Annotated in this window: 23 protein-coding genes; 12 read left to right on the plus strand and 11 right to left on the minus strand. The window is 68.1% G+C overall.

The genetic code is table 11. The features are described from left to right. Positions 1-87 precede the first annotated feature (87 nt). Positions 88-1,041, plus strand: a complete 954-nt coding sequence (locus tag G7043_RS34335; RefSeq protein WP_166052808.1) for a hypothetical protein — start codon at positions 88-90, stop codon at positions 1,039-1,041. Positions 1,042-1,092: 51 nt separating this feature from the next. On the opposite strand, the gene G7043_RS34340 is transcribed toward G7043_RS34335, so the two are convergent. After that, positions 1,093-3,417, minus strand: a complete 2,325-nt coding sequence (locus G7043_RS34340; RefSeq protein ID WP_166052809.1) for a Tex family protein — start codon at positions 3,415-3,417, stop codon at positions 1,093-1,095. A 48-nt stretch (positions 3,418-3,465) separates the two neighbouring features. On the opposite strand from G7043_RS34340, the gene G7043_RS34345 reads away from it, so the two are divergent. The 4 genes from G7043_RS34345 to G7043_RS34360 all read left to right on the plus strand — a co-directional run bounded on the left by G7043_RS34345 (position 3,466) and on the right by G7043_RS34360 (position 10,012). Further along, positions 3,466-4,557 (plus strand): alkaline phosphatase family protein, encoded by a 1,092-nt coding sequence (locus G7043_RS34345; RefSeq protein ID WP_313888214.1) that lies wholly within the window; start codon positions 3,466-3,468, stop codon positions 4,555-4,557. An 11-nt stretch (positions 4,558-4,568) separates the two neighbouring features. Continuing rightward, entirely contained in the window at positions 4,569-5,429 is an 861-nt protein-coding gene (locus G7043_RS34350) for a patatin-like phospholipase family protein (RefSeq protein WP_166052810.1), read from the plus strand. 109 nt (positions 5,430-5,538) lie between these two features. Then, positions 5,539-7,719 (plus strand): hypothetical protein, encoded by a 2,181-nt coding sequence (locus tag G7043_RS34355; RefSeq protein ID WP_166052811.1) that lies wholly within the window; start codon positions 5,539-5,541, stop codon positions 7,717-7,719. Between the two features lie 163 nt (positions 7,720-7,882). Then, complete coding sequence (locus G7043_RS34360) at positions 7,883-10,012, plus strand: discoidin domain-containing protein (protein ID WP_390828756.1); 2,130 nt, start codon at positions 7,883-7,885, stop codon at positions 10,010-10,012. Here G7043_RS34360 and G7043_RS34365 read toward each other — a convergent pair. Further along, positions 10,009-10,914 (minus strand): phosphotransferase, encoded by a 906-nt coding sequence (locus tag G7043_RS34365; protein WP_313888215.1) that lies wholly within the window; start codon positions 10,912-10,914, stop codon positions 10,009-10,011. The two genes, G7043_RS34360 and G7043_RS34365, sit on opposite strands and share 4 nt — an antisense overlap. A gap of 82 nt (positions 10,915-10,996) precedes the next feature. Between G7043_RS34365 and G7043_RS34370 the strand changes: the two genes are divergently transcribed. From G7043_RS34370 to G7043_RS34380, 3 genes are read left to right on the plus strand one after another with little or no spacing between them, the layout of a single operon-like run. After that, entirely contained in the window at positions 10,997-11,572 is a 576-nt protein-coding gene (locus tag G7043_RS34370; protein WP_166052812.1) for an RNA polymerase sigma factor, read from the plus strand. After that, positions 11,569-12,462 (plus strand): hypothetical protein, encoded by an 894-nt coding sequence (locus G7043_RS34375; RefSeq protein ID WP_166052813.1) that lies wholly within the window; start codon positions 11,569-11,571, stop codon positions 12,460-12,462. Before G7043_RS34370 ends, G7043_RS34375 begins: the two co-directional genes overlap by 4 nt. 40 nt (positions 12,463-12,502) lie before the next feature. After that, positions 12,503-13,417: an alpha/beta fold hydrolase gene (locus G7043_RS34380; RefSeq protein ID WP_166052814.1), complete on the plus strand. Its 915-nt coding sequence runs from the start codon at positions 12,503-12,505 to the stop codon at positions 13,415-13,417. On the opposite strand, the gene G7043_RS34385 is transcribed toward G7043_RS34380, so the two are convergent. Then, positions 13,327-13,695: a hypothetical protein gene (locus G7043_RS34385; protein ID WP_166052815.1), complete on the minus strand. Its 369-nt coding sequence runs from the start codon at positions 13,693-13,695 to the stop codon at positions 13,327-13,329. The two genes, G7043_RS34380 and G7043_RS34385, sit on opposite strands and share 91 nt — an antisense overlap. A 185-nt stretch (positions 13,696-13,880) precedes the next feature. Further along, positions 13,881-15,443, minus strand: a complete 1,563-nt coding sequence (locus G7043_RS34390; RefSeq protein WP_278185938.1) for a WS/DGAT/MGAT family O-acyltransferase — start codon at positions 15,441-15,443, stop codon at positions 13,881-13,883. Positions 15,444-15,784: 341 nt separating this feature from the next. Between G7043_RS34390 and G7043_RS34395 the strand changes: the two genes are divergently transcribed. Next, positions 15,785-16,480 carry an esterase/lipase family protein gene (locus G7043_RS34395; RefSeq protein WP_313888216.1) on the plus strand — a complete coding sequence of 232 codons (696 nt, stop codon included), beginning with the start codon at positions 15,785-15,787 and terminating at the stop codon, positions 16,478-16,480. 77 nt (positions 16,481-16,557) lie between these two features. Here G7043_RS34395 and G7043_RS34400 read toward each other — a convergent pair whose 3' ends face one another. Beyond that, positions 16,558-17,937: a glycoside hydrolase family 28 protein gene (locus tag G7043_RS34400; RefSeq protein ID WP_166052818.1), complete on the minus strand. Its 1,380-nt coding sequence runs from the start codon at positions 17,935-17,937 to the stop codon at positions 16,558-16,560. Positions 17,938-18,013: 76 nt separating this feature from the next. Then, on the minus strand, positions 18,014-19,003 hold the full coding sequence (locus G7043_RS34405) for a helix-turn-helix domain-containing protein (protein WP_166052819.1): 990 nt from the start codon (positions 19,001-19,003) through the stop codon (positions 18,014-18,016). Between the two features lie 95 nt (positions 19,004-19,098). Here G7043_RS34405 and G7043_RS34410 point away from each other — a divergent pair, with 95 nt between their 5' ends. Together G7043_RS34410 and G7043_RS34415 are read left to right on the plus strand one after the other, a co-directional pair. Beyond that, positions 19,099-19,968 (plus strand): alpha/beta hydrolase, encoded by an 870-nt coding sequence (locus tag G7043_RS34410; RefSeq protein ID WP_166052820.1) that lies wholly within the window; start codon positions 19,099-19,101, stop codon positions 19,966-19,968. After that, positions 19,965-20,921, plus strand: a complete 957-nt coding sequence (locus tag G7043_RS34415; RefSeq protein ID WP_166052821.1) for a serine hydrolase domain-containing protein — start codon at positions 19,965-19,967, stop codon at positions 20,919-20,921. The genes G7043_RS34410 and G7043_RS34415 overlap by 4 nt, the downstream gene beginning before the upstream one ends. Positions 20,922-20,926: 5 nt before the next feature. Here the strand turns inward: G7043_RS34415 and G7043_RS34420 are convergent, their stop codons facing one another. Continuing rightward, positions 20,927-21,895: a DUF2332 family protein gene (locus G7043_RS34420; protein ID WP_166052822.1), complete on the minus strand. Its 969-nt coding sequence runs from the start codon at positions 21,893-21,895 to the stop codon at positions 20,927-20,929. 103 nt (positions 21,896-21,998) lie between these two features. Here G7043_RS34420 and G7043_RS34425 point away from each other — a divergent pair, with 103 nt between their 5' ends. Further along, complete coding sequence (locus G7043_RS34425) at positions 21,999-22,757, plus strand: enoyl-CoA hydratase/isomerase family protein (protein ID WP_166052823.1); 759 nt, start codon at positions 21,999-22,001, stop codon at positions 22,755-22,757. Between the two features lie 7 nt (positions 22,758-22,764). On the opposite strand, the gene G7043_RS34430 is transcribed toward G7043_RS34425, so the two are convergent. The 4 genes from G7043_RS34430 to G7043_RS34445 are packed head-to-tail and all read right to left on the minus strand — an operon-like array spanning position 22,765 to position 25,871. After that, positions 22,765-23,364: an MBL fold metallo-hydrolase gene (locus tag G7043_RS34430; RefSeq protein ID WP_166052824.1), complete on the minus strand. Its 600-nt coding sequence runs from the start codon at positions 23,362-23,364 to the stop codon at positions 22,765-22,767. Then, positions 23,364-24,452, minus strand: a complete 1,089-nt coding sequence (locus G7043_RS34435) for an S-(hydroxymethyl)mycothiol dehydrogenase (RefSeq protein ID WP_166052825.1) — start codon at positions 24,450-24,452, stop codon at positions 23,364-23,366. The genes G7043_RS34430 and G7043_RS34435 overlap by 1 nt, the downstream gene beginning before the upstream one ends. Before the next feature lie 13 nt (positions 24,453-24,465). Further along, on the minus strand, positions 24,466-24,984 hold the full coding sequence (locus G7043_RS34440) for a VOC family protein (RefSeq protein ID WP_166052826.1): 519 nt from the start codon (positions 24,982-24,984) through the stop codon (positions 24,466-24,468). A gap of 38 nt (positions 24,985-25,022) precedes the next feature. Beyond that, on the minus strand, positions 25,023-25,871 hold the full coding sequence (locus tag G7043_RS34445) for a chorismate transformation enzyme, FkbO/Hyg5 family (protein ID WP_166052827.1): 849 nt from the start codon (positions 25,869-25,871) through the stop codon (positions 25,023-25,025). Between the last annotated feature and the right edge of the window lie 46 nt (positions 25,872-25,917).

Consider the following 25,917-nt stretch of genomic DNA (forward strand, 5'->3'; position numbering starts at 1 on the left):
GGACCACAGGTCCACAAAAGCGCCGTTCATGGTCTGCCCGTGCAGCTGCAGGGCAGAAATGTCAGGGGTGCTGGGCACGATGGGGGCATGGACAGAGGAGAGTGGGATCGCGTTGACGGCGAACTGTGGCAGCACAGCAAGTTCGGCGTTGTCAGAGTGTCGGAGCTCGAGGCGCTCGGCGTAGGACGGAAGACCGCGTACAGGCAATGTCAGCCAGGTGGTCGATGGCGCTACCTGCTGCCGGGAATCGTGATGCTCGACCGAGCACCACCTACCCCGCGTCAGCGAATAGAGGCCGCGCTGATGTTCGCCCGGCACGAAGCCGTTGTCACCGGTTTTCAGGCGGCGCGCTGCTATCACCTCCGCACTGGCCCAGATCCGGAGTTCGTACATCTCCTGATACCCAACAGGTATCGCGTGCTCAGCTCGGGTTTTGCGGTTGTCGAACGTACGGTGTTCTTTCCTCGTACGGTCCTTCGCGACGGCATACCGCTTGCCCCTCCCACACGTGCTGTTCTGGACGGCGTGCGTCGCGTACGGGACCTTGATGTTGTTCGAGCGGTGCTGATCGAATCAGTTCAAAGCGGGCTGACGGATGTGGCTGAGCTACGCCGTGAGCTGGACACCGGCACCAAACGTGGGACCGCGTTGGCGAGACGAGTGCTGAACGAGATCGATCTTGGTGTGCGCTCCGTGGCAGAGGCCGACGCGCTGGAGATCTGGCGTCTGGCCGGCCTGCCCACGCCTCACTGCAACTCGGTTGTCGTCGATGCCGCAGGCGGCTATGTGGCCATGCCTGATGCCTGGTGTGATGAGGTGGCACTCGCCTGGGAGATCGACAGCAACGAGTTTCACTACAGCAAGCAGTCGTACGCGAAGACGCTTGCGCGTAACTCAAGGTACGCGGCGAACGGTATCGGCGTAGTGCAGACGCTTCCTTCGCGTCTACGCACCGAACCTGAGGCAGTGATAGCTGAACTGCGAGCCGCCTATGCCGTCGCGCTGGCGCGTCCCCGTCCGCCCGTTCACATTAAGGCATGAACGGCGCTTTTGTGGACCTGTGGTCCACAAAAGCGCCGTTCATGGTCTGCCTTACTTGCCGAAGCCCGCCTTGCGGAGCGCGTCCGCCATCGAGCCGCTGGCGGGCGGAGGCGAGTTGCGCTGCTGGTTGCCGCGCTGAGGCTGTCCGCCGCGCTGCGGCCGGCGGTCACGACCGCCACCGCCGCCGCCCTGCTGCTTCGGCGCGGGCTTGCCCGGCTCGTCGGTCAGCCGCAGCGTCAGGCCGATCCGCTTGCGGGCCTCGTCGACCTCCAGCACCTTCACCCGCACCACGTCGCCGGACTTCACGACGTCGCGCGGGTCCTTGACGTAGTTGTTGGACAGGGCCGAGATGTGCACGAGACCGTCCTGGTGCACGCCGATGTCCACGAACGCGCCGAACGCGGCCACGTTCGTCACGACGCCCTCCAGCACCATGCCGGGCTTGAGGTCGGCGATCTTCTCGACGCCGTCCGCGAAGGTCGCCGTCTTGAACGCCGGGCGCGGGTCGCGGCCGGGCTTCTCCAGCTCGCGCAGGATGTCCGTGACGGTCGGCAGACCGAACTGCTCGTCCACGAACTTCTCCGGCCGCAGCTTGGTCAGCACGGCCGTGTTGCCGATCAGCTCCTCGCCCGCCTCGGCCTGCATCCGCCGCACGACCGGGTACGCCTCGGGGTGCACCGAGGAGGCGTCGAGCGGCTCGTCGCCACCGCGGATCTTGAGGAAGCCCGCGCACTGCTCGAACGCCTTCGGGCCCAGCCGGGCGACCTCCATGAGCGACTTGCGGGTCTTGAACGGCCCGTTCGCGTCGCGGTGCAGCACGATGTTCTCCGCGAGACCGGCGGTGATGCCGGAGACGCGGGTCAGCAGCGGCACGGACGCCGTGTTGAGGTCCACGCCGACCGCGTTCACGCAGTCCTCGACCACCGCGTCGAGCGAGCGCGACAGCTTCGCCTCGGCCAGGTCGTGCTGGTACTGGCCGACGCCGATGGACTTCGGATCGATCTTCACCAGCTCGGCCAGCGGGTCCTGCAGGCGGCGCGCGATGGAGACCGCGCCGCGGATCGACACGTCGAGCCCCGGCAGTTCCGAGGACGCGTACGCGGAAGCCGAGTAGACCGACGCGCCCGCCTCGGACACCACGATCTTGGTGAGCTTGAGCTCCGGGTGGCGCTTGATCAGGTCTGCGGCCAGCTTGTCGGTCTCGCGCGAGGCCGTGCCGTTGCCGATCGCGATCAGGTCGACGTTGTGCTGCTTGGCCATCACCGCGAGCTTCGCGATCGACTCGTCCCAGCGGTTCGCGGGCACGTGCGGCTGGATGACGCCGTGCGCGACGACCTTGCCGGTGGCGTCGACGACCGCGACCTTCACACCGGTGCGGTAGCCGGGGTCGAGACCCATCGTGGCGCGGGTGCCGGCCGGGGCGGCCAGCAGCAGATCGCGCAGGTTCGAGGCGAACACCTTCACGGCCTCGTCCTCGGCGAACGCGCGCAGGCGTCCGCGCAGGTCGATGCCCAGGTGCACGAGGATCCGGGTCCGCCACGCCCAGCGCACGGTGTCGGTGAGCCACTTGTCGCCGGGGCGGCCGCGGTCGTCGATGCCGAAGCGCGCGGCGATGCGCACCTCGAACGACGACGGGCCGTCCTCGACCGGCTCCTCCGGCTCCAGGACGAGGTCGAGGACCTCCTCCTTCTCGCCGCGGAACAGCGCCAGGATGCGGTGCGACGGGAGCTTGTTGAAGGGCTCGTCGAACTCGAAGTAGTCGGCGAACTTGGCGCCCTCGGTCTCCTTGCCCTCGCGGACCTTGGAGACCACGCGGCCGCGCGTCCACATCTGCTCGCGCAGCTCACCGATGAGGTCGCCGTCCTCGCCGAACCGCTCGACCAGGATGGCCCGCGCACCCTGCAGGGCGGCCGCCGCGTCGGCGACCTCCTTCGCGGGGTCGACGAACTTCGCGGCTTCTTCCTGCGGGTTCAGCGAAGGATCACCCAGAAGTGCGTCGGCCAGCGGCTCGAGACCGGCTTCCTTCGCGATCTGGGCCTTCGTGCGGCGCTTCGGCTTGTACGGCAGGTAGAGGTCCTCGAGCCGTGCCTTGTTCTCGGCGGCGAGGATCTGCGCTTCGAGTGCCTCGTCGAGCTTGCCCTGCGACCGGATCGACTCGAGCACCGCCGCGCGGCGCTCCTCCAGTTCGCGCAGGTAGCCGAGCCGCTCCTCGAGCGTGCGCAGCTGCGCGTCGTCGAGACCGCCGGTCGCCTCCTTGCGGTAGCGGGCGACGAACGGGACGGTCGAGCCACCGTCGAGCAGTTCGACAGCGGAGCTCACCTGGCCCGCGGCCACGCCGAGCTCGTCAGCGATCTTCTGGTGGATGAGCGTTGTCACAGCGCGCCATTCTGCCCGCTGTCGGATTCGACGTGGCACGGTGTCCTGGTGACCATCGCCGAGGTCGTCCCGTCGCTGCTGTCCGGCCTGGAAGTGCCGGGTGTGGACAACACGCTGAACCTGCCGGTCGCCCGGCGTGTCGTGCTGCTGCTCGTCGACGGGCTGGGGCACGAACTGCTGCGCGAACACGCCGAGCACGCCCCGTTCCTGTCGTCGATGGCCGGCCGCGAGACCTCGGCGGGCTTCCCGTCGACCACCGCCACGAGCATCGCCTCGATCGGCACCGGCCTGCTCGCCGGCGAGCACGGCATCGTCGGTTACACGTTCTGCGTCGGTGACGAGGTGCTCAACGCACTGACCTGGTCGCGCGTCGGCGACCACCGCCACGACCTGCGCAAGGCGCTCGTGCCCGAGGTCGTCCAGCCGCACCCGACCCTGTTCGAACGCGCCGCGGCGGCCGGGGTCGCGGTGAGTGCGGTCGCGCCGCGCGATCATCGCGGCAGCGGCTTGTCCCGGGCGGCGCTGCGCGGCTCGTGGTACCGGGGCGTGGTGGGCTTCGGCGACCTCGCGCTGGCCGCGACCGCGGCACTGCGGCAGGACCGCTCGTTCTGCTACGCCTACCACCCGGACCTGGACACGATCGGGCACTTCTACGGCCCGGGCTCCGAGGAGTGGTTGCTGCAGCTGGAGTTCGTGGACTCGCTCGCAGAACGCATCGCGGCCCGCCTGCCGTCCGGCGCCGTGCTCGCGGTGACGGCGGACCACGGCATGATCACCACGGGCGAGCGGATCGACTTCGACACCGAACCGTTGCTGTGGCAGGGAGTCCGGGTGATCGCCGGCGAACCGCGGGTGCGCTACCTGCACACCGAGAGCGACGAGGTCCTGCACGTGTGGCGGGAGTTCCTCGGCGACCGGGCCGACGTGCTGTCGCGGGAGGACGCGGTGGAGGCCGGCTGGTTCGGCCCGGTCGGTCCACTCGCGCTGGACCGCATCGGAGACGTCGTCGTGGCGATGAAGGACACGGCGGTGGTCGTGCGCAGCCAGGCGGAACCGGTGCTGAGCAAGCTGATCGGCATCCACGGCTCGCGGACGCCGCCGGAACTGTCCATCCCGGTGCTCTGGCACGTCTCGCCTTAGGATCATCCGACGTGACGATCTCTTTGCCCGGACCGATCGCCTTCGTACTCGGAGGTGGAGGCAGCCTCGGCGCCTCGCAGGTCGGCATGCTGCGCGCGCTGCAGGAACACGGCGTCAAGCCCGACCTGGTCGTCGGCACGTCCGTGGGCTCGGTCAACGGCTCGCTGCTCGCGCTGGACCCGGAGAAGGCGGCGGAACGGCTGGCGGTGATGTGGGAGGGCATGACGCGCCAGCGGGTGTTCCCCGGCGGGCCGATCGCGCAGCTGAGGTCGTTCCGCACCAACAAGACCTACCTGTTCCCCAACACCGGTCTGGCCGCCGTGCTCGCCGAGGGTCTCGACGGGGCCACGTCGTTCGCGGAGCTGACGCTGCCGTTCGGCGCGGTGTCGGTGGACTGCGTGACGGGCGAGGCGGTCAACATCACGTCCGGCGAGCTGGTTCCGGCGATCATGGCCAGCGCGGCGATTCCCGGCATCTATCCGCCCGTGCGCATCGGCGAGCGCGTCCTCTACGACGGCGGTGTGCTGGCGAACGTGCCGATCCGGCAGGCGCTGGCGATGGGCGCGCAGTCGTTGGTGGTGCTGGACTGCGCGTTCCCCGGCCACCTGCCGACCGTGCCCGAGACGCTCGCCGAGACGCTGTTGTTCTGGGCCACCCTGGGCATGCGCAACCAGGCGGTGCTGGAGGTCGAACTCGCCTCGCAGCACGCGCCCGTGCTGTACCTGCCGGGGCCGCCGGTGCAGGCCGTGACGCCGCTGGACTTCTCGCACACCGCGGAACTGGTCGAGGCCTCCTACCAGGCGTCGTCCGCGTTCCTCACGACGCTGGAGATCGCCGGCGCGGGGCTTTACGGTCACCCCTCTCACGGCTGATCGGGTGAACATTCGCTTGTCGGCTAACAACTCGTCACCTGGGGCGGACTAACCCGACACATCAGATCGCGTCCATCACCCGCGGTCGCGGCCTTGGAGTGCGCGCGACATGACGCCAGCGGAGCTGGAGCTTCTCGAAGAGATCGAACCGGACAAGCGGGTCGAGTTCCACGGCGGTGGCCGGGAGATCGGAGCCGAGTTTCTTGCGCGGCAACTGATCCGTGTGATGGGCGAGCGACCGCGCAAGCTGTCCTTGTTCAACGTGGTCGTGGTGGGAAAGCTGGACCTGGAGGCGGCGGACGTCGGTTTCCCGGTGGAGTTCGAGGGGTGCGATTTCGACGACGTGCCCAACGTCGAACAGGCGGCTCTGGCGGGCCTGTACCTGGTCGACTGCCGACTGCCCGGGCTGAGTGCGTCACAAGCCCGGTTTCGGGATGGTTTGGCGCTGCACGGTTGTGTTGTGAGGGGGTGTGTGCAGCTCAACGGTGCTCATGTGGCCGGACAACTGGACATGGAGGACTGCGTGATCGACGGTCCGCCGGACGGCGCGCTGAAGGCCGACGGGCTGCGGGTGGAGCAGGACTTCTACTGCTCGCGCAAGTTTCAGGTGACCGGACTGACACACATGATCGGTGCCCACATCGGCGGTCAGTTCATTTGCGACGGTGCGACCTTCCGCAATCCCGGTGAGGACCGGACGTTGGAGCTGAGTGGTCTGGTCGTGCAAGAGCACGTCTTCTGGCGCAACGGTTTCTCGGTCCAGGGCGATGTGAACCTGAACGGTGCGGACATCGCCGGACGACTGGTCTGTCACCGTGCTCGCTTCACCAATCCGGGTAGGACGGCGCTGAGTGCGATCGGGATGACCGTGCGGCAGGAGGTGGAGTTCTCCGAGACCTGCGTGGTGAGGGGCGAGTTGAACCTCGTCGGCTGCAAGTTCGGCGGCTGGCTGAAGTTCACCGGCGGGAAGTTCATCAACCCCTGTGGCGTCGCGATCAACCTCACCCGCTCGGTGACTTCTCTGAACCTGGTGTTGCGCAGGGGAACTGCCGTGCGCGGCGAGCTCCGCCTGGCGGGGGCGCGGATCAACGGTCTGCTGGGCGCCCAGGGGGCTCACTTCGAGAACGAGGGCGGCGTGGCGATCAACGCCACCGGGTTGAGAGTGCGCAACGACCTGAGCCTGTCCGTCCGTGATCGCAAGCGTTTCCGAGCGCGCGGCCAGGTCGTGCTGAGCGGAGCGCACGTAGGCGGCAACCTCGACTGCACAGGCGGGCGCTTCGAAATCGACGAGGGAGACGCGTTGGTCGCCCACGGCATCAACGTGGCCGGGGACGCGAAGCTCTGCGGATCGTTCTTCGCGCGTGGCAAGGTCGATCTCGCGGGAGCGTCGGTCGAAGGCAAACTCGACTTCACTGGGGCCAGGCTGGAGCACAACGGCGACGCGGTGCGATGCGATCGAGTGCGGGTCAAGCACGCCGTGAAGTTCGACAAGGTGCGTGCGACTGGATGCGTGCGGATGTGCGATGCGAGAGTCGGTTCCGAGATCACGTTCCTCAAGGCCGTCCTGCAGGGCAAGCCGTCGTTGAAGCTCAAAGGCACCCAGGTCGTGGGGTCGTTGCGGCTGGGGTTCGCGGAGCGCCCGTCGGGCTCGGTGGACCTGCGCCTCGTGCGCGCGGGGTCGTTCGGTGACAGCGAGCGTGACTGGGCGCACAAGAGCAGGCTCGACGGCTTCGTCTACGGCGCGCTGCGCGAAGACTCGATGGAGTTGGACAAACGACTCACCTGGCTGCGTGACCGTCACGCTTACGTTCCGCAGGTCTACCTGCAGCTCGCTTCCACGTACGCGAACGCCGGCCAGCACGATGAGGCGACCGACGTGCTGATGGCCAAGGAAGACGCCCGGCGCCGCTCACTGGACGGGATCTTCGGCAGGCTGCACCGGATGGTGTGGTGGGTGCTCAACCCCACCGTCGGGTACGGGTACCGGCCGCTCCGAATCGTGTGGTGGCTGGGCGTTCTCACCGCTGCAGGAGGCGTGATCTTCCACTTCCTCCGGCAGAACCCGGACAACTTCGCGAGGGCGAGGCCTGGGCTGGAGGCCTACTGGTTCGACCCGTGGCTCTACACGATCGATCTGCTGCTACCGATCATGAGCTTGAACCACAGTGAGCTCTGGGTGCCGCTGCACGGTGCGAGGTGGGCGTCGCTGGCCTTCACCGTGCTGGGTTGGGTGCTCGCCGTCTGTCTGGTGACCGGGGTTGGTCGGCTCTTCAAGCGAGACGAGCGTTAGACATCGGCTCATTTGGAGCCTTTATCGATTCGGTTTGGTGTTTAACCCGGTCATACCTCCGAGGACCTATTGAACGTCGCCGCAGATTGGCGTAGACCTTTGCGCGGTAACACCGAGCACGTCTTCCTTCCGCCGCAGGAGGCGTCCACCAGGAGGCTGGCTCGTGCGCAAAACGTTGCGTCGTCTCGGCGTGTTGATGACCGCCGCTCTACTCGTTGCAGGCGTGAGCACTCCGGCGCGCGCCGAGGTGCTGCATCCCCGGCAGGACTGGCTGCGGGCGTCGACCTCCGGGTTGTTCCTGCACTGGGGGATGCGGACGAATCCGGGCTACACCAGTTGCAGCGCTTGGGAGGCCGCTGTCACCAACGGCGGCTGGACCGCGAAGTACTGGGTCGACGAGGCGAAGAAGTTGCACGCGCAGTACCTGGTGCTGGCGTCGTTCCACAGCAGGCTCGGGTACGCGCGGGCGTGGCCGAGCGCGATTCCCGGTAGTTGCTCGACCAAGCGGGACTTTCTCGGCGAGTTGATCGACGCGGCGTCTGCCGAGGGGTTGAAGGTCATCAACTACATGACCGACGACCCGCAGTGGCACGACGAGGGCGGGCACGAGTGGCTCGACTCGGCCGGGTACTCGAAGTACAAGGGCAAGACGGTCAACCTGCAGGAGAGGCCCGGGTTCGGGCAGTTCAGCTACGACAACTTCGTCGAGGTCATGCAGCGGTACCCGAAGCTCGCCGGGTTCTGGATCGACAACGACAACGCCTACTGGGAGCAGAACGGGCTGTACGAACGGATCCGGCGTGATCGTCCGGACATGGTCCTCAGCAACAACAACGAGGACACGGCGATCATGGACACGATCAGCAACGAGCAGAAGACCGGCATGACGCCGAACTACGACTACCCGCAGGCGGTCTACACGGCGGCGCCGCGGTTGATCGAGGCGTGCTTCAAGCTGCCGAGCACCGGGGCGTGGTGGTACTCCGGCTCCAACTCCGCCGTCGACTACAAGCTCACACTGGGACGGCTGATCACCAACGCCGGCAGTGACGTCAAGGCGTTGATGGCGGAGACCGCGATGGTCAACGGCAAGTTCCCGTCGAACCAGGCTGCCTTCAACAACTTCACCAACACCTACCTCGGCGACATCTGGGAGTCGATCGGCGGCACGTACGGCGGCGGGTACCTCAACGGCGGGCTCAAGCCGGGGTTCTGGAACGACGGCGCGCACGGCGTCACGACGGTGTCCAAGAGCAACCCGCAGAACCACTACGTGCACGTGATCACCAAGCCGTCCGGCAGCACGTTGAAGGTGCGGGACAACGGTTACAAGGTCAGCAAAGTCACGAACCTGCGCACGGGCGCGGCGGTGAACTGGGCGCAGTCCGGCGGCACGATCACGTTGAACGGCATCACGAACTGGGACCAGTACGACACCGTGTTCAAGGTCGAGACCACCGGGCGTGAGGGGATCATCCCGGCCTCGTCCTACACGATGAGCGCGTCGGCGTCCGGCTCCGGCCACCCCGCCTCGCACGCGGCCGACGGCAACTACCAGACCTATTGGGACGCAACGGGTGCGGGCACGGTGTCGCTGCGGTTCGACCTGGGCTCGGCGAAGAAGGTCTCGTACGTCGCGCTGAACCAGCGCGAGGACTCGACGACCTATCCGGCGTCGAACTCCGCGCGCATCAAGAACTACAACGTCTACATGTCCAACGACGGTTCCAGTTGGACGAACGTGAAGTCCGGGTCGCTGGCGAACCACCGCGGGGTGCAGTTCATCGACCTGCCCGCGAACACGACCGCGCGCCACGTCCGGGTGGAGAAGACGTCCACGCAAGGCAAGGCGCAGTTGCGGATCGACGAGGCATGGCTGGGTTCGGCGTATCCGGGTGCGGGCGGGCCCACGCCGGAGTCGCGGTACGAGGCCGAGAACGGCGTTGTGTCGCAAGGGGTCGTGGAGTCGAACCACGCCGGGTTCTCCGGCACCGGGTTCGTCAACTACGACAACGTCGCGGGGTCCGCGGTCGAGTTCAAGGTCTCCAGCGACGTCGCCGGACCGCGGCAGGTCACGCTGCGGTTCGCCAACGGCACGACGGCGAACCGGCCGCTGGACCTCTTGGTCAACGGCCGGCTCGCGGTGGACGAGCAGGCGTTCGCGGGCACCGGCGCGTGGACGACGTGGCAGTCGGTGACCGTGACGTTGAACCTCGACGCCGGAGAGAACATGATCCGGGCGGCCGCGACGACCGCGAACGGCGGCCCGAACCTGGACTACCTGGAGATCTAGCAGGACAAGGCGCGCTCGATGTTGTGGTCGGCGATTTCCCGCATCGCCTCGCGGTGCGGGAAATCACCGTCCAGCAAGCGAAGCGGACCCTCCACGAGGGACAGGTACTGAGCGAGGCGGTACAGCGAGAGACGGGCGGGATCGAGGCCCGGGACCGGGCGGTAGTGCGGGCCGAACCGCAGTTCGAGGAACACGTGCTCCCACTCGACGTCGAAGAACATCACGCCCTCGATGTCGATCAGCACCGGTCTGCCGTCGGCGACGAGCACGTGGTCCGGGCCCAGCTCGCCGTGGAGCAGGCCGTACGACGTGCGCGGCTCGATCAGCGCGTGCCGTTGGTGCAGCTCGGCTTCCAGTCGTGAGCGTTCGGCGGCGATGCGTGGGACCCGTTCGCAGCACGCGTCGAGGTGCCCGAGAGCGCGCTGCAGCACGACGTCCGGCACCGGGGGCGCGTCGGCGGGCTGGAGGGCGTTCGGGCGACCGTAGCGCGGGCTGAGTCGCTGGTGCATGGCCTGCACGTCGTCCCACAGCCGTTCGAGCACCTCGGTGTCGTCGTCGAGCAGCTTCTCCAGGAAGTCGCCGCCCAGGTCCTCGACCACGATCACGTCACGGTCGACCAGCACCAGCCGCGGCACGCACGCCCCGGCCTCGGACAGCGTCGTGTGCGCCGTGAGGAACAGGTCGCGTCCGCTCGCGTTGCCGAACAACGGGTCGTGCTCGTGCTCCGGCCAGTAGTCCTCGGACGCGCGCCACACGTAGGCGACGCCCGTCGTGCCGTCGTCGAGCGTCAGCCGGTAGACGCCCTTCTTGCTGCCGCCGCGCAGACGTGCCACATCGCGCAGCTCACGGCCGTATGCCGCGTGCGCGATGTCCGTCAGGTCGGCCACCCCCAGATGTGCCACGCTCGGGAACGTTAGAGAGCGGCGCGTGAAACTAGTGCCAGAAAGGTGCCAACACCGACCGGGCGAGCGGACACGAACAGGTATGACAACCGAAGACCCTGACGACCGCGCCTTGTGGTCGCAGGCCGCCGAGGGCGGTGCGCACGCCTTCGGGGTGCTGTTCGACCGGCACGCGAAGGCGGTCTACAACCACTGCTTCCGGTTGACCGCCTCCTGGGCCGAGGCCGAGGACCACCTGCAGGCCACGTTCCTGCTGGCCTGGCGCAAGCGCGCCGACGTGCGGCTGGAGCGCGAGTCGGCGTTGCCGTGGCTGCTCACGGTGGCGACGAACGTGGTGCGCAACGACCAGCGGTCCCTGACGCGACGGCTGCGCCACCTGCGGCGCGTCGGCGAGGAGCGGCCGATGCCCGACCACGCGGACCAGGTGGCCGAGCGGCTCGACGACCAGCTGCGGATGAAAGCCCTGCTCAACGCTGTGGCGAAGCTGCCGCGCAACGAACGCGAGGCGCTCGCGCTCTGCGTGTGGTCCGGGGTGTCGTACGCGGACGCCGCGGCGGTGCTCGGCATCACCGAGGGCAGCGTGCGGGCGCGGGTCAGCAAGGCCAAGTCGAAGCTCCAGCAGGACCGCGAGCTCGTGCACACCGGGGAGGACCGATGACCAGCATGCTTCCACCCACTCGCGACCTGCCGCCGGGCCGGCACATCCAGATCCGCGCCGAGCTCGAACGGGCTGTCACCGGTCGCCGCAAGTCGTCCCGGCTCGCCGTGCCGATCCTCGCCGCCGCTGCCGCGGTGGCCGTCGTGGCGACGGGCGTGATGCTGTTCAGGCCGGGGACCTCGGAGCCCACGCCGGCTGTGCAGATCACCCCGTCCCCGACTTCGGCGCAGAAGGTGCGCGAAACCTTCGGCCTCGCGCCGGAGCGGATCGCGGCGATCGAGGAGGGCTGCACCAAGTCCTCGGGCGTGCCGGGCAAGCTGACGTTGCACCAGTTCGACCTCGTCGGCACCGACGGGTTCGCGTTGCTCTACACCGACAAGGCCTATGTCGCGTGCCAGATCGACCGCGGCGGAAAGCAGTACAAGGCGGGCGGCTACCAGCCCATGTACATCGGCTATCTGGCCGGACACTTCGCCATGGACGCCGGCGGCAGCTATCCCGGCGGTGACACGAACCCGAACTTCCCGGAGCTCGCGGGTGCCCCCGGCTACCGCGTCCTCGCAGGTCGCGTCGACTCGTCCGTCGCACGGATCACGTACCGGGCACCGGACGGCAAGACGGCGGAAGCCAAGATCGCCAACGGCACCTACCTCGTGCGCATGATGTACCCGTCGACGTGGAAGGCCACCGGCGACGAGAACGGCAGTTCGGAGATGCGGGTCTACGACGCGGCCGGGAACCTGCTCGGCGGCACCGGCTTCGAACAAGAGGAAAAGTGCTGGACCATGCCCGGCACCAACATCACGCTTCCCGACCACGATCCGATCGAGAAGGTGGAGACCGCTACCAAGAAGTGCCAGCCGGCCCCGCGCTGGGAGTGGCTCCAGTAGGCGCTACCGATCAGTAGCCCCAAGCGACATACTGGTTGGTATGACGACTGTGGCGAACTTCGGCGGCACCAGCCACTACGCGGACCTCGACGGGCCCGTGCACTGGGTCGACTTCGGCGGACCGGAAGACGGTCCGCGGGTCGTCCTCGTGCACGGGCTCGGCGGCTCTCACCTGAACTGGGCGTTGCTGGCGCCGTTGCTCGCGAAGAAGGCACGCGTCGCGGCCGTCGACCTCGCTGGGCACGGGCTGACGCACCCGGAGGGCCGCCAGACCACGGTCCAGGCCAACTCGCGGCTGCTCGGCCGGTTCATCACCGACGTCGTGGGCGAGCCGGTGATCCTGGTCGGCAACTCGATGGGCGGGATGATCTCCCTGTTCCACACCGCCCACAACCCAGGCCTGGTCAGGGGCCTGGTGCTGGTCGACCCGGCGCTGCCGATGGTGTTCGGGACGCGCCCGGACCCGACGATGCTGGCCACGTTCTTCATGTACTCGGTGCCCGGACTGGGGGAGCGGTTCCTGGCCAAGGCGAAGACCGCGCCGCCCCGTGCCCAGGTCGACCGCCTGCTGGAACTGGTCTGCGTGGACCCGTCGGGCATCCCCGAGGAGCTCAAGCTGGCGTCGGAGCACCTGATCGGCGAACGCGCGAAGGTGCAGGGGCTGGACACGGCGTTCCTCGCGGCTGCCCGCAGCACCGTGTTCACGACGTCCAAGCGCGGTGCCTACTACGCGGCGATGTCGAAGGTGCGCGTGCCGGTGTTCCTGATGAGCGGCGACCGGGACCGGCTGGTCAACGTGGCCGCGGCCCGGTACGTGGCCCGCAGGCACCCGCACTGGCGCTACGACGAGTACGCGGGCATCGGTCACGTGCCCCAGATGGAGATCCCCGGCGTCGTGTCCGAGCGGGTCCTGGACTGGATCGACGCCAACCGCTTGAGCACCTCCGCGAGCTGACCGAGCGTGAGCCGCTCCCGCAGGACGGGGGCGGCTCCGGTCAGCACGAAGTGGTCGTCGAGTTGCTCCACGCCCGTTAGCTCGATCCCGCGCGGGAGTTCCGGCACGGCGAAAACGCGCGCCGGCAGCCACTTATGCAGCTTCACGTGCAGCTCTGAGCCGACTAACCGGACGGTCAACGGCAACCAACTGACCGGTTGTAACTCCGGAATGTCGGAAAAGTTCACTTCGACGCGGAACTCGACCGGGGACGACACCAGCACCGCGGGCGGGTTCACGTGCACATCCCGGCACACGACGGTCGCGCGGCGGGCACGCCAGCGCGACCATCGCACGTTCTCCAGCTCGATGCGGACGTCGTCGACCTGGCCGAGCGCCAGTCCGAGGGCGCCCAGCCGTGCGTCGAGTCCTACTACGGTCAGGTGCAGGTCGTGCGCGCCCGCCTGAACCGTCAGATCGTGTCTCAGGCCGTCGTCTCCGGCTTCACTCCGTTCACCGAGGTCTTCGGTGCGGCCTTGGTCGTCGAGCGAACGGTCCGCGGCTTGGGAGCGGGCTTCGCAGCGGCCTTCGCAGCGGGCTTCGTGGCAGCGGGCTTCGCAGCAGGCTTGGCCTCGACGACCTTCTGAGCGGTCTCGGTCTTCTCCTCGGCCTCGGCGGCCAGCGCGACCATCTCGTCGAAGCCGGCGCGGATGCCGTCGGCGAGCAGCTGGACGTCCGGCACGCCGTCGAAGTCGGCGTTGATGCCGAAGGTGAACCTGTCCAGGTAGGAGAAGATGCCGACGGTGATCCGGATCGTCGAGGCGACCGGCACGTACGGGAACATCTCCACCAGCGGGCGGCCGAGCATGTAGAGCGGGATGCGCGGGCCCGGCACGTTCGTGGTGACGGTCTGCAGGATCTGCTGCGGGAACCGCATCGCGGTCCGCGACCCCAGCGCCATCAACGTCGGCGCGGCGAAGTTCGACAGGTTCGTGATCACGTCGGCACCGGCGGCCTGGCGCGAGCTCTTCAGGTCGTCCATCTGCGCGCGGATCGACGCGAGGCGCTTGACCGGGTCCGCCTCGCCGACGGGCAGGTTCACCAGCACGGCGCTGACGCGGTTGTTCAGCTCGTTGTGCTGGTCGGCCTTGCGCATCGACACGGGCACCATGGTCCGCACGACCATGCCCTCGGTCAGCTCGCCGCGCTTCTCCAGCAGATCCCGGAAACCACGCGTGATCGCGGTGAGGATGACGTCGTTGACCGTGCCACCGGCGGCCTTGCGGACCTGTTTGATCTCAGCCAGGTTCGCGCGCGCCCACACCCAACGGCGGTGTGGCCCGATAGGACCGTTCAACGAGGTGGCGGCACGCGTGACCAAACGGCGCGCGGTGCCGGGAAGCGAACCGAGCACGGTCTTGCCGAAGTCGACGATCTCGTTGAACGACCGCAGGTTCCGCGCGAGAGCGGGCAACGCGGAGAGGTGCTGCACCGGCGTCACGACGGCGTCGCGGACACCGTCGACGACCAGGTCGAGGGTCGACGGCTGCGGCGCCGGCTTCCACTCCTGCGGCTCCGGGAGAACGCTTTCCCTCTTGAAGTCCAGCATGAGCTGCAGCATGTCCGTTCCGGACACTCCGTCGATCATGCAGTGGTGGACCTTGGAGATGATGGCCCAGCGGCCGCCCTCCAGCCCCTCGACGAGCCAGGCCTCCCACAGCGGCTTCTTGTCGTCGAGCTTCTGCGCGAAGAGCCGGCCCGCGAGGTTGCGCAGCTGGTCCTCACCGCCCGGCGACGGCACCGCGGTGTGCCGCACGTGGTAGAGGATGTTGAAGTGGTCGTCGTCGACCCAGACCGGACGGCCCACGTGGAACGGCAGGGCCTTCACCTTCTGCCGGTAGCGGGGGACCTGGTCCAGCCGCGACACGAAGAGGCGGATCACGTCGCCATAGGACGGCACCGGGCCGTCGAAAACCAGGACGGAACCGACGTGCATGGGCACGTTCTCGTCCTCGATGAAGTAGAAGCCAGCGTCCAGAGAGCTCATCCGATCCACTCGAAAAAGGGTAGAGCAGCTTTGTGTCTGAATCGACGTCCATGCAGGTGAGAGGCACTGCACAGGTGTGAGGTTGCCAACGTGTTACCTGGAGGTGGCGAATCGAGACTCGAAAGTACTGGCGAAAAGATCGTTCACGAAACATCATGGAGTACCTGGGCAACGCCGCCCAGGACGCCGGCTCGGGGTTGTCGACGTGTGGGGAGGCTCCTATGTCTGCCGTACCATCAGACGAAGTCTTCGATGTTCCCGCTTCTCCACTGCACCTCGTCAGAGGAAGCGCGCCCAGCCTGTTCTGGTACCTCACCGAACCCACCCGCTGCGCTCTGGACGTGAGCGAGTTCGTCGCCACGCGCTCGATGCTGCGCGGTGCCCCGTCCGGTGACGGTCACCCGGTCCTGGTGTTCCCCGGCCTCGGAGCCGCGGACTCGTCGACGGTGATGCTGCGCCGGTTCCTGTCCGGTTTGGGCTATGACGTCCACCGCTGGGGCCTGGGCCGCAACATCGGCCCGACGCGCCGCGCGGTCGACGGCATGCACGCGTTGGTGAAGAAGGTTTCCGATGCGCACGGCGGCCCGGTCTCCATTGTGGGCTGGTCACTCGGCGGGATCTTCGCGCGCGAGATGGCGCGCGACCACCCGCACCGCGTGCGCCAGGTGATCACGCTCGGATCGCCGTACAACATGTCGGATCCCGTGCAGTCACGGGCGATGCCGGCCTTCGCACTGTTCTCGCGCCTGCACATCCCGCGTGAGGAGTTCCCGCCGCTCGAGTCGACGCGGCCGCCGATCCCGGTGCCCGCCACGTCGATCTACTCCAAGACCGACGGCATCGTGTCCTGGGAGTCGTGCATCGAGGAGCCGGGAGCGCGGCGGGAGAACGTGCAGGTGTCGTCGTCACACCTCGGATATGGCTTCAACGCCACCGTTTTGTGGGTGGTGGCCGACCGGCTGGCGCAGGCGGAGGGCACGTGGGCGCCCTTCGCCGCGCCACCGGGGATGGCGCGCATGTACCCGAGGGCCGCCTAGCAGGGCCTCGGGTCAGGTCGTCGATCAGGCGGGTGAACCGCGCGTCGCCGGGGTGCCGGCCGGCTGCCCAGAGCTGGTCACTTGGTCATCGGTTTGCCGTTCGCGGTGACGTTGGTGAACTTCAGGCCGTCGACGTTCTTGACGGTGTTGGTGGTGGAGCTGACGGTGAACTTGGAGTCCCGCAGCTCCAACCCCTTCACGTGTTCCTGCGGCAGGCCGGAGACGTCGAGGACCTTGGCGGCCTTGGTGCTGCCGCAGTTCGAGATGAAGAACGGGCCGAACTTCGGCACGTTGCTGCCCGTCTGCGAGTTGTAGGTCGTGGTGACGTAGACGAACGCGCGCGCGAACGTGCCGGACACGCTGTCCAGGTTGATGTTCTGCGAGAAGCCGCCGCGCTTGGTGTTCGACTTGACGTACAGGGCGAACTTGGTGGCGTTGACGCAGTTCAGCTTGTAGCCGTAGACGTTGCGGATGCCGCCGGTCTGCTCGGAGCCGCACGTGATGGCGCCCCAGTTGCCGTTCATGCGGCAGTTGACGACGACGAGGTTCTGGCACGGCACGTTGATCCGCCGGCCGTCCTCGTCGCGGCCGGACTTGATCGCCACGTTGTCGTCGTGCGCGCCGAGGTCGCTGTTGGAGATCACGACGTGGTCGCACGATTCCGGGTCGCACGCGTCGGTGTTGTTGGCCGACGTCGTGGGGTCGGTGTGCACGTCGTCGACCGTGACGTTCTTGCAGAGCGTGGGGTGGATCTGCCAGAACTTCGGGTTCTTCAGCGTGACGCCCTGGATCAGCACGGTGTCACACGAGTAGGGCTCGATGAACGTCGAGCGCATGTTCTTGCCGGAGCCCGGAACGACCCGCTTCTCCGGCGGGGTTCCCTTGGCCACCAACGACTCCAGGTACGAGCGGTCGCTGCCCTTGTTCCAGCTGCCGGTGGCGCCCGCGTCGAGCGTGCCCTTGCCGGTCAGCGCGATGTTGGTCTGCTTGTGGGCGTAGACCATGGGGGAGCGGTTCATGCACTCGATGCCCTCGTAGCGCGTGAGCACGGTGGGGAACTTCGAGGCATCACCGGAGAACTTGAGCAGCACGCCGTCCTCGAGGTGGAAGTCGACGTTGCTCAGCAGGTGGATCGCGCCCGTGACGTAGGTGCCCTTCGGGACGATCACGTGGCCGCCGCCGGCCGCGTTGCAGGCGGCGATGGCCTTCTTGAACGCTTCGGTGTTGTCGGTCTTGTTGTCGCCCTTGGCGCCGTACGCGGTGGCGTCGAAGTTCTTGTCGGGGAACGACGGGAGCTTCGTGTTCCGCACGATCTCGTTGGCAGCGGGCCAGGGCAGGTCGGGCACCGCGACCGAATGACGCACAGCCGCGAGCGCGGTCCGGGTCAGCGCCGGGGTGGCGACCGCGGCCACGACGGTGGACTTCATCAGCAGCCGACGGTTGATCCTGCCGTCCATTCGACGTCCTCTTCCACAGTGAAGGCAACGTTGAGCGGCGGCGTTACAGAAAGACTGTAAACGTTTGCGACGGGCCTCACAACAGCCGGAAGGCCGCCAGCGCGAGCTTGACCCGTGCCAGGTCGGACACGTCGAGGCTGATCTGCTCCAGGCGGCGGGAGACGCTGCTGTGGTGCAGGTGCAGCAGGTCGGCGGCACGGCGCAGCGACCCGGTGGCGCAGTAGGCGTCCAGGGTTTCCAGGTCTTCGGCGGACAACGCGGCCACCGCGGCCACGTCGGCGTTCGCGCGCAGCGTTTCGGCGGGGAGGTGGGCGAGCAGGGCCAGCGCTCCGAGGTCGGGGTGGTGGATGACGGGCGTGCGCGCGGTGGTGAAGCGGAGGGCGACCTGGGCTTCTGCCCAGGCTCGGGCGGGGTGCGGATCGGCACCGACGCCCGCGCGGACGCCGGGAGGGAAGTCGTTCAGCTTGGTGGCGAGCAGGACGCCCACGTTCGCCATCGGCGCGGCCTTCACCAGGTGCGCGGGGCACACGGCCGCCGCGACTCGGTCGAGCGCGAGGTCCGAGCTCACCGCGGCGACGTTGACCCGTTGATCCGGCGCGAAACCCAGCAGTCGCAACGCCCGTGCGCGGCCCGCCTCGTCGCTGTCGGCACTGATCACGAGCTCGACCAGCGCGGGATCGGCCATCGTCGTGCGCGCCGGGCCGTAGCGCTCGACCACGGCGGCGACGGCGATGGCGAGGCGGTCGAGCAGCACTTCGTCGAGAGGACCGGCTTCCGCGCGTTCCAGCCAGACCTCGCCGATCTCCTCGTCGTCGAGCGTGATCGGGCTCCGCGAGGACATCGGGCTGGTCGCGGCGGCTTCGGTGCCGCACGGCGACCTGCGGATCACCTTGCCGGTGCTGTGCAACCGGATCCCGGCGACGCACTCGGCCAGGCCCGCCGACGCCCGTGCCAGGGCGGGGAGGTCGACCCGGCGGCGCATCAGCGTGTCGTAGAACATCACGACCCTGATCGCGCCCTCGACGTGCGAGTCCAGGTTCGACAACCGCGTCGCCAACGCCTCCATGTGGACGACGATAGCGACGAACGTCGCGCGACCGGAGCGGATTGCGCGACATCCGTCGGCTGAACGGAGGCAGGGAGATCGTGAGGATGGAACGCATGGATCCCGAGTTGGAAGCGTTCATCCCGTTCTTCCCGAAAGCCGAGCTCACCGATGTGGCGAAGGAACGGGAGTTCCTCGCCAAGCTCGCCGCCGGCATCCCCGCCGAGACCGACGACATGGAGATCGAGGACCTGCTGGTGCCCGGTGACCCCGAGGTGCCCGTGCGGATCTATCGGCCGCGTGAGGCGCACGGCACCGTCATCTGGATGCACGGCGGTGGATGGTGCATCGGTGACGTGGAGACCGAACACCCGTGGGCGTCCCGTGTTGCTGCGCGATCGGGAGCGGTCGTGATCTCCGTGGGGTACCGGTTGGCTCCGGAGAACCCGTTCCCGGCCGCGCTGGACGACGCCTGGACGGTGTTGCGGTGGGCGCACGAGCGCGCTGACTCCATCGCGGTCGCCGGGCACAGCGCGGGCGGCGGGCTGGCCGCGGCGCTGGCGTTGAGGTCGCGCGACGAACAGGGCCCGCCGATCCGGTTCCAGCTGCTGCACCAGCCGGGGCTCGACGACCGGCTGACCACGTGGTCGGCCCGGCACTTCACCGAAACGCCCTGGTACAACCGCGCCAAGGCCGTTCAGGCGTGGACGCACTACCTGGGCGGACAGCCCGCTACGCCCTATGCGGCCCCAGCGCGGGCCGAGGACCTGTCCGACCTGCCGCCCGCGTACATCGCCAGCGCCGAGTTCTGCCCGAACCGCGACGAGAACATCGCCTATGCGGTGCGGCTCATGCAGTCGGACGTGCAGGTCGAGCTGCACCAGTGGCCCGGCACGTTCCACGGCTCGCAGGCGCTGCTGTCCGCCGACGTGTCGCAACGCCAGTTCGCCGAGATCGGTGACGTACTGCGCCGGGCGCTGGCATGAGGGCCGCGCTGGAGAAGATCCACCACGCCGGAGTGCCGGGCGTGTGGGCGGAAGTGCGGGACAACGGCCAGGTGTGGCGCGGTGCCGCCGGCGAGGCCACACCGGACATGCGGCACCGCGTCGGCAGCGTCACCAAGACGTTCACCGCCGCCGCGATCATGCTGCTGGTGGAACGCGGCAAGATCGACCTGGACACGCCGGTCCACGGCACCAGCACGGTCCGGGAGCTGCTGAGCATGACCAGCGGCCTGGCCGACTACCGGTTCCTCGCGTTCCCGTCGTTGCTGGAGGGCTCGCCGAAGAGCTTGGAGGACAACCAGTTCCGGCACTTCTACCCGCGCGAGCTGATCAAACTGGGCGTCGAGGCGCCCGCTGTCCCGCCCGGCACCTACTCCAACACCGGTTATCTGTTGCTGGGCCGGCTCATCGAGAGCGTGACCGGCATGACGGCCGAGCGGTGGATCACCCGGAACGTCATCGAACGAGCGGGGTTGCGCAACACGATGTTCCCGACCGGGACGCGGATCGAAGGGCCGCATCCGCAGATGTTCGAGGCGTTGTTCGGGCTGCTCGATCCGCCGCGCGACTACAGCGTCTACGACATGTCGTGGGTCGGCGTGTCGGCTTCCCTGATCTCGACCGTGGAGGACCTCAACCTGTTCTTCGCCGCGCTGCTCGACGGTCGGATCGTGTCGCGGGAGTCGTTGGCGTTGATGCAGAAGACGGGTCCGGTGGTCGCTTTCGACGGCTCGACGGTGCAGTACGGCCTCGGCCTGCACGAGCACAGCGGTTTCTGGGGGCACGACGGGTCGGCGTGGGGCGCGGGCACGTGGTCGTTCCACAGCGCGGACGGCACACGACAGGCGTCGCTCGCCGTGAACCTTCAGCGCTGGAACAACAAAGCGATCGACGAGGCGTTGGCGGCGTTTCAGCGCAAGGCGTTGCTCGGGTAGGCCGGCTAGCTGTAGATGGTGACGGTCAGCCGCGGGTCTGAACGAAAATCGATCGACTCGTAGGAAACGCGCGCGAGCGGCATCGAGCCCGCGGCGGCCGTCAGCGTCGTCTCGATCTCGTTGCGCTCGTCCTCGGTGAGGTACGGCCAGAACGAGCTGTGCCAGATCACCGTGTACGTGCCGCGGTCGTCCGGCGGCACGAGGTTCTCGCGCAGCCACCGTCCGGCCGGCGAGCGCTCGACCTTCACCCCGACCTTCGCGGCGAGCTCGATGGCGTCGTCGAGGTCCCACCGCAGCGCGTCGTGCTCGGGCGGGATGAACGAGTGCAGGATCATCGCGTGCTTGGCGTCGCCGGGGTCGCGCGGCTGCAGGTCGCATCCCGCCCGGTCGACGATCTCGAGCTTCGGCGGCTGCGGCCCGACGGCGGCCAGGCGCACGGGCGAGTCCTTGTCGCCCCACTCCCAGCCGAGGCCGAACCAGCGGTAGTGGTCCAGGATCAGGTTCAGCCCCGCGCACGCCCCGAGTTCGAGCAGCCGCACTTTGGGCGCCCCGATCATCGTCAGGCCTCTCAACAGGAACCCGGCGGTCTTCGGTTGGTGCTGCTGCACCGTGCGGTCCAGCGCCGCCAGGATCTCGCCCGGGTTCTCGACGATCGCCCGGCGGGCGGCCAGCCAGGCGAGCAGCGCCGTGGAGTCGGACTCGCCCGCCATCGCCGCCGCGTGCGCGCTGGCGAAGCGCTGGCTCAGCTCCGGCGCCCTGCCCGACAACATCAGCAACCGCACCCCGGCGAGCGCCTGGATGCCGAACAACGGGCTGTGCACGGCGCTGTGCGAGCAGAGCAGGTCCGCCACCGGCCCGCCGCGGTCGAGCTCGCTCGCGAGTTCGGAGAGGATGCGCGCGGAGACCGGCGCGCTGGTGCGCAACCGCACCGCGAACGTGCGGAGGGTGGAAGCACCGATGCCGGCCGCGGTCACACTTCCTCCCCTCTTCGGCAAAGGACCTTACAAGGGCAGGAAGGTACTTCCGCCCAACTGAGACCGGGCGAGCCGCCGGAACGCGGTGGGTATCGTGCGGCGGGTGAGCGAGTTCCTGGAACTGTCCGCGACCGGCCCGGTCGCCACGTTGACGATCAACCGACCGGCCAAGCGCAACGCGATGAGCTACGAGATGTGGTCGGCCCTGCCAGGCCTGCTCGCCGGTGTTTCCGCTGATGAGAGCATTCGTGTACTGGTCATCCGGGGCGGCGAGCACTTCTCCGCGGGCGCCGACATCGCCGAGTTCTCGACCTTGCGCCGCGGTGCCGAGGGCGCCGCTCACTACGGCGAGGCCGTGCACAACGGGGAACGCGCGATCGCCCAGCTGGGCAAGCCGACGATCGCCGCGATTTCCGGTTTCTGCGTCGGCGGTGGGTGCGAGATCGCCCTGGCCTGCGACATCCGGGTGGCTGCCGAGAACGCCCGGTTCGGGATCACGCCCGCGAAACTCGGCATCATCTACAACTTCACGTCCACCAAGGCGCTGGTGGACGCCGTCGGACCGGCGTGGGCGAAGCAGATCCTGTTCTCCGCCGATCTGATCGACGCTGCGACGGCCCTGCGGATCGGGCTCGTGAACGAGGTCGTCGAGTCGGTCGAGGCTCGGGTGAAGGAGTTGTCGGAGCAGATCGCCGGGCGGGCGCAGGTCAGCGTCCGAGGCGCGAAGAAGATCATCAACTCGATCACCGACGGCGGGCACGAGGACGACTTCGTGCGGGCGTTGTACGCGGAGGCCGCCTCCAGTGCCGACTACGCGGAAGGCGTGTCGGCGTTCCTGGAGAAGCGGCCGCCGCGGTTCTAGTGCGCCACTAGAACACCTCTGCGGCGATCGTGGTGTCCGGGCCGTGGCCCGTGTGCACCACGGTCTCGCCGGGGAGCGTCAACAGCTTCTCCCGGATGGACTTCTCGATCGTCGGCCGGTCCGAGAACGACCGCCCGGTCGCACCCGGCCCGCCCTGGAACAACGTGTCCCCGGTGAACACCGCGCCCAGCGACGGCACGTAGAAGCACACCGCGCCCGGCGAATGCCCAGGCGTGTGGATCACGCGGATCTCCTCACCGGCGACGGTCAGCACCTGACCGTCTGCCAACGCCTGGTGCGGGATCACGCCGGTGTGCGTCAGCGACCAGACGACGTGGTCGTCCTGGTGCAACGCCAGCGGCGCACCCGTCGCGTGGGCGAGATCCGGCGCGACCCGGACGTGGTCGTCGTGTGCGTGGGTCAGGAGAATCGCCACGACGCGGCGGCCGTCCACGACCTTGAGGATCGCGTCGACGTCGTGCGGCGCGTCGATGACGACGCACTCCGACGAGTCGCCGACGACCCACACGTTGTTGTCGACGTCGAAGGTCTCGCCGTCCAACGAGAAGGTGCCGGACGTGACGGTGTGATCGACCCGCAGCGACATCAGAACACCACGACCGATCGCAGCACCTCGCCGTGGTGCATCTTCTCGAAGGCCGCTTCCACGCCGTCCAGCGGGATCTCCTCGCTCACGAACGCGTCGAGGTCGAAGCGGCCCTGCTGGTACAGGTCGACGAGCATCGGGAAGTCGCGGCTGGGCAGGCAGTCGCCGTACCACGAGGACTTCAACGAGCCGCCGCGCGAGAAGAAGTCGATCAGCGGCATGTCGAGCTGCATGTCCGGCGTCGGAACGCCCACCAGGACAACGGTTCCGGCGAGGTCGCGGGCGTAGAAGGCCTGCTTCCACGTCTCGGGGCGGCCGACGGCGTCGATCACCACGTCCGCGCCGAACGAGTCGGTCAGGCGCTGGATCTCGGTCACCACGTCGTCGACGTCGCGGACGTTGATCGTGTGGGTGGCGCCGAAACCCTTGGCCCACTCCAGTTTCTGCGGGTCGGTGTCCACGGCGATGATCTTTGCGGCACCGGCGAGGCGGGCGCCCGCGATGGCGCCGTCGCCGACACCGCCGCAGCCGATCACGGCCACCGAGTCGCCGCGGGTGACGCCGCCGGTGTTCATGGCGGCGCCGACGCCGGCCATCACGCCGCAGCCCAGCAGGCCGACGGCGGCGGCGCGGGCGGACGGGTCGACCTTGGTGCACTGTCCTGAGTGGACCAGGGTCTTCTCGACGAACGCGCCGATGCCCAGAGCCGGCGAGAGCTTGGTGCCGTCGGCCAGAGTCATCGGCTGCGAGGCGTTGAACGTCGAGAAGCAGTACCAGGGCTTGCCCCGCTTGCACGCCCGGCAGGTGCCGCAGACCGCGCGCCAGTTCAGCACGACGAAGTCGCCGGGCTCCAGGTCCTTGACACCCTCGCCGACGGACTCCACGACGCCCGCGGCCTCGTGGCCCAGCAGGAACGGGAACTCGTCGTTGATGCCGCCCTCGCGGTAGTGCAGGTCGGTGTGGCAGACGCCGCACGCCTGGACCTTCACCACGGCCTCGCCCGGACCGGGATCGGGCACCAGCACCGAGGTCAGTTCGACGGGTTGACCTTTGCCCCGGGCGACGATGCCCTTGACCTCTTGCGCCACTGCGGATCCGTCCTCACTTGATCAGGGTCGTACCTTCGAACTCGCCGAGTTCTTCCCGGTAGAACTCAATCCCTACACCGTTGGGGTCGCGGATGTACAGGCTGTCCTCGACGCCGCGGTCGGGGCCCAGGTACTCGATCCCGGCCTCGTCCAGCTTGGACTTGATCTCGTCGAACCGCTCGGGCGAGATGGACAGCGCCAGGTGCTGCACGGCGCCGATCGTCTCCATGAACGCCGGGTGGTCGTGCCCCGGGAAGTCGAAGAACCCCAGCAGGTTCTTGCTGCCGAGGTCGAAGAAGAAGTGGCTGGAACCGCGGTAGTCGCGGTTCTCCACCAGCTCGACCAGCGGGAAGCCGAGGAACTCCTGGTAGAAGCGGATCGTCTCCTCGACGTCCTTGCAGATCAACGCGATGTGGTGCACGCCGCGAGTGGGCGAGCCACCTCGCTCCTCGAGCGGCTTCACGAACTGCTTGCGGAGCTCGTCGCGCTTGGCTCTGATGGCTTCGAGCTCGGCACCCTCTGGCTGTGGCATGCGAGCTAGAATAGTTGAGTGTTCAAGCGTCCGCAGGCCTAACCGGCGACGCCCTCGAACTCCATCGCCGGCTCGTCCTGCAGCAGGGTGGCCTGCAGATATGCCACGTTCGTCCCGGGATCGAGCCGCGGGTCGGCCAGCACAAGATCACCCGGTTGGCGGCCGTAGATCTTGAGCGACGTGATGTCGTGCAGCCCGAACCCGTCGTCGACGCCCCAGTTCGCGAGGTTCGCCGCGCTCATCAGCTTCTCCGCGTCGTCCAGCGACGGCGCAGAGAAGTAGAGCCGCCCGTTCAGGTAGACGCCGCGCGCGCCGCTCGGCGAGATGATCGTGACCGGCCTGCCCGTGCGGCACGCGAGGAAGTGGAACGCGATGCCGCCGCCGCGCGAGCCGACCACCGTGGCCGCGGTCAGGCCGCTCCACGTCACCGGCCGCCGCGCGAACGCCTCTGCCTGGCCCAGCAGGAAGTCGCGGTAATTCTGCGGAGTGAGGTCCTGCAGATAGTTCCACATGCGAAAGACGTGGCGATAACCGAGTTTTCCGGCGAGTTCGAGCGCCGCGCGGTACGCGAGCCGGCCGGCGTAGGTGTGTTCGTCGCACGGTGGAATCCGGCCGGCGCAGAACAGGTATTCGCCGTCGTGCGCGTAGGCGATCGCTTTGTGCTCGCCGGATTCCACGCTGCGCGAACTGGTCCAGACCTCAGCGAAACCGTGGCCCTCTTCCGCGAGAAAAACCGTCAGTTCCGGATACCCGGCCGTCAACACGGGGTTGAAGGACGTGCCGGCGAACCGCACGACACCCAGCCGCGATCGAGCCGGGTCGTCCGGAACGACGGTGAGCGGCTCGAACGTCGAGGACAGCGCGCGAGCCCGCAGCTGACGAGTCATCGCCGGTCAGGTTAGGTCGCCGGACCGGTGGTGTGAACCTTCGCGT

The sequence above is a fragment of the Lentzea alba genome (genome assembly GCF_011067745.1).
Taxonomy (GTDB): domain Bacteria; phylum Actinomycetota; class Actinomycetes; order Mycobacteriales; family Pseudonocardiaceae; genus Lentzea; species Lentzea alba.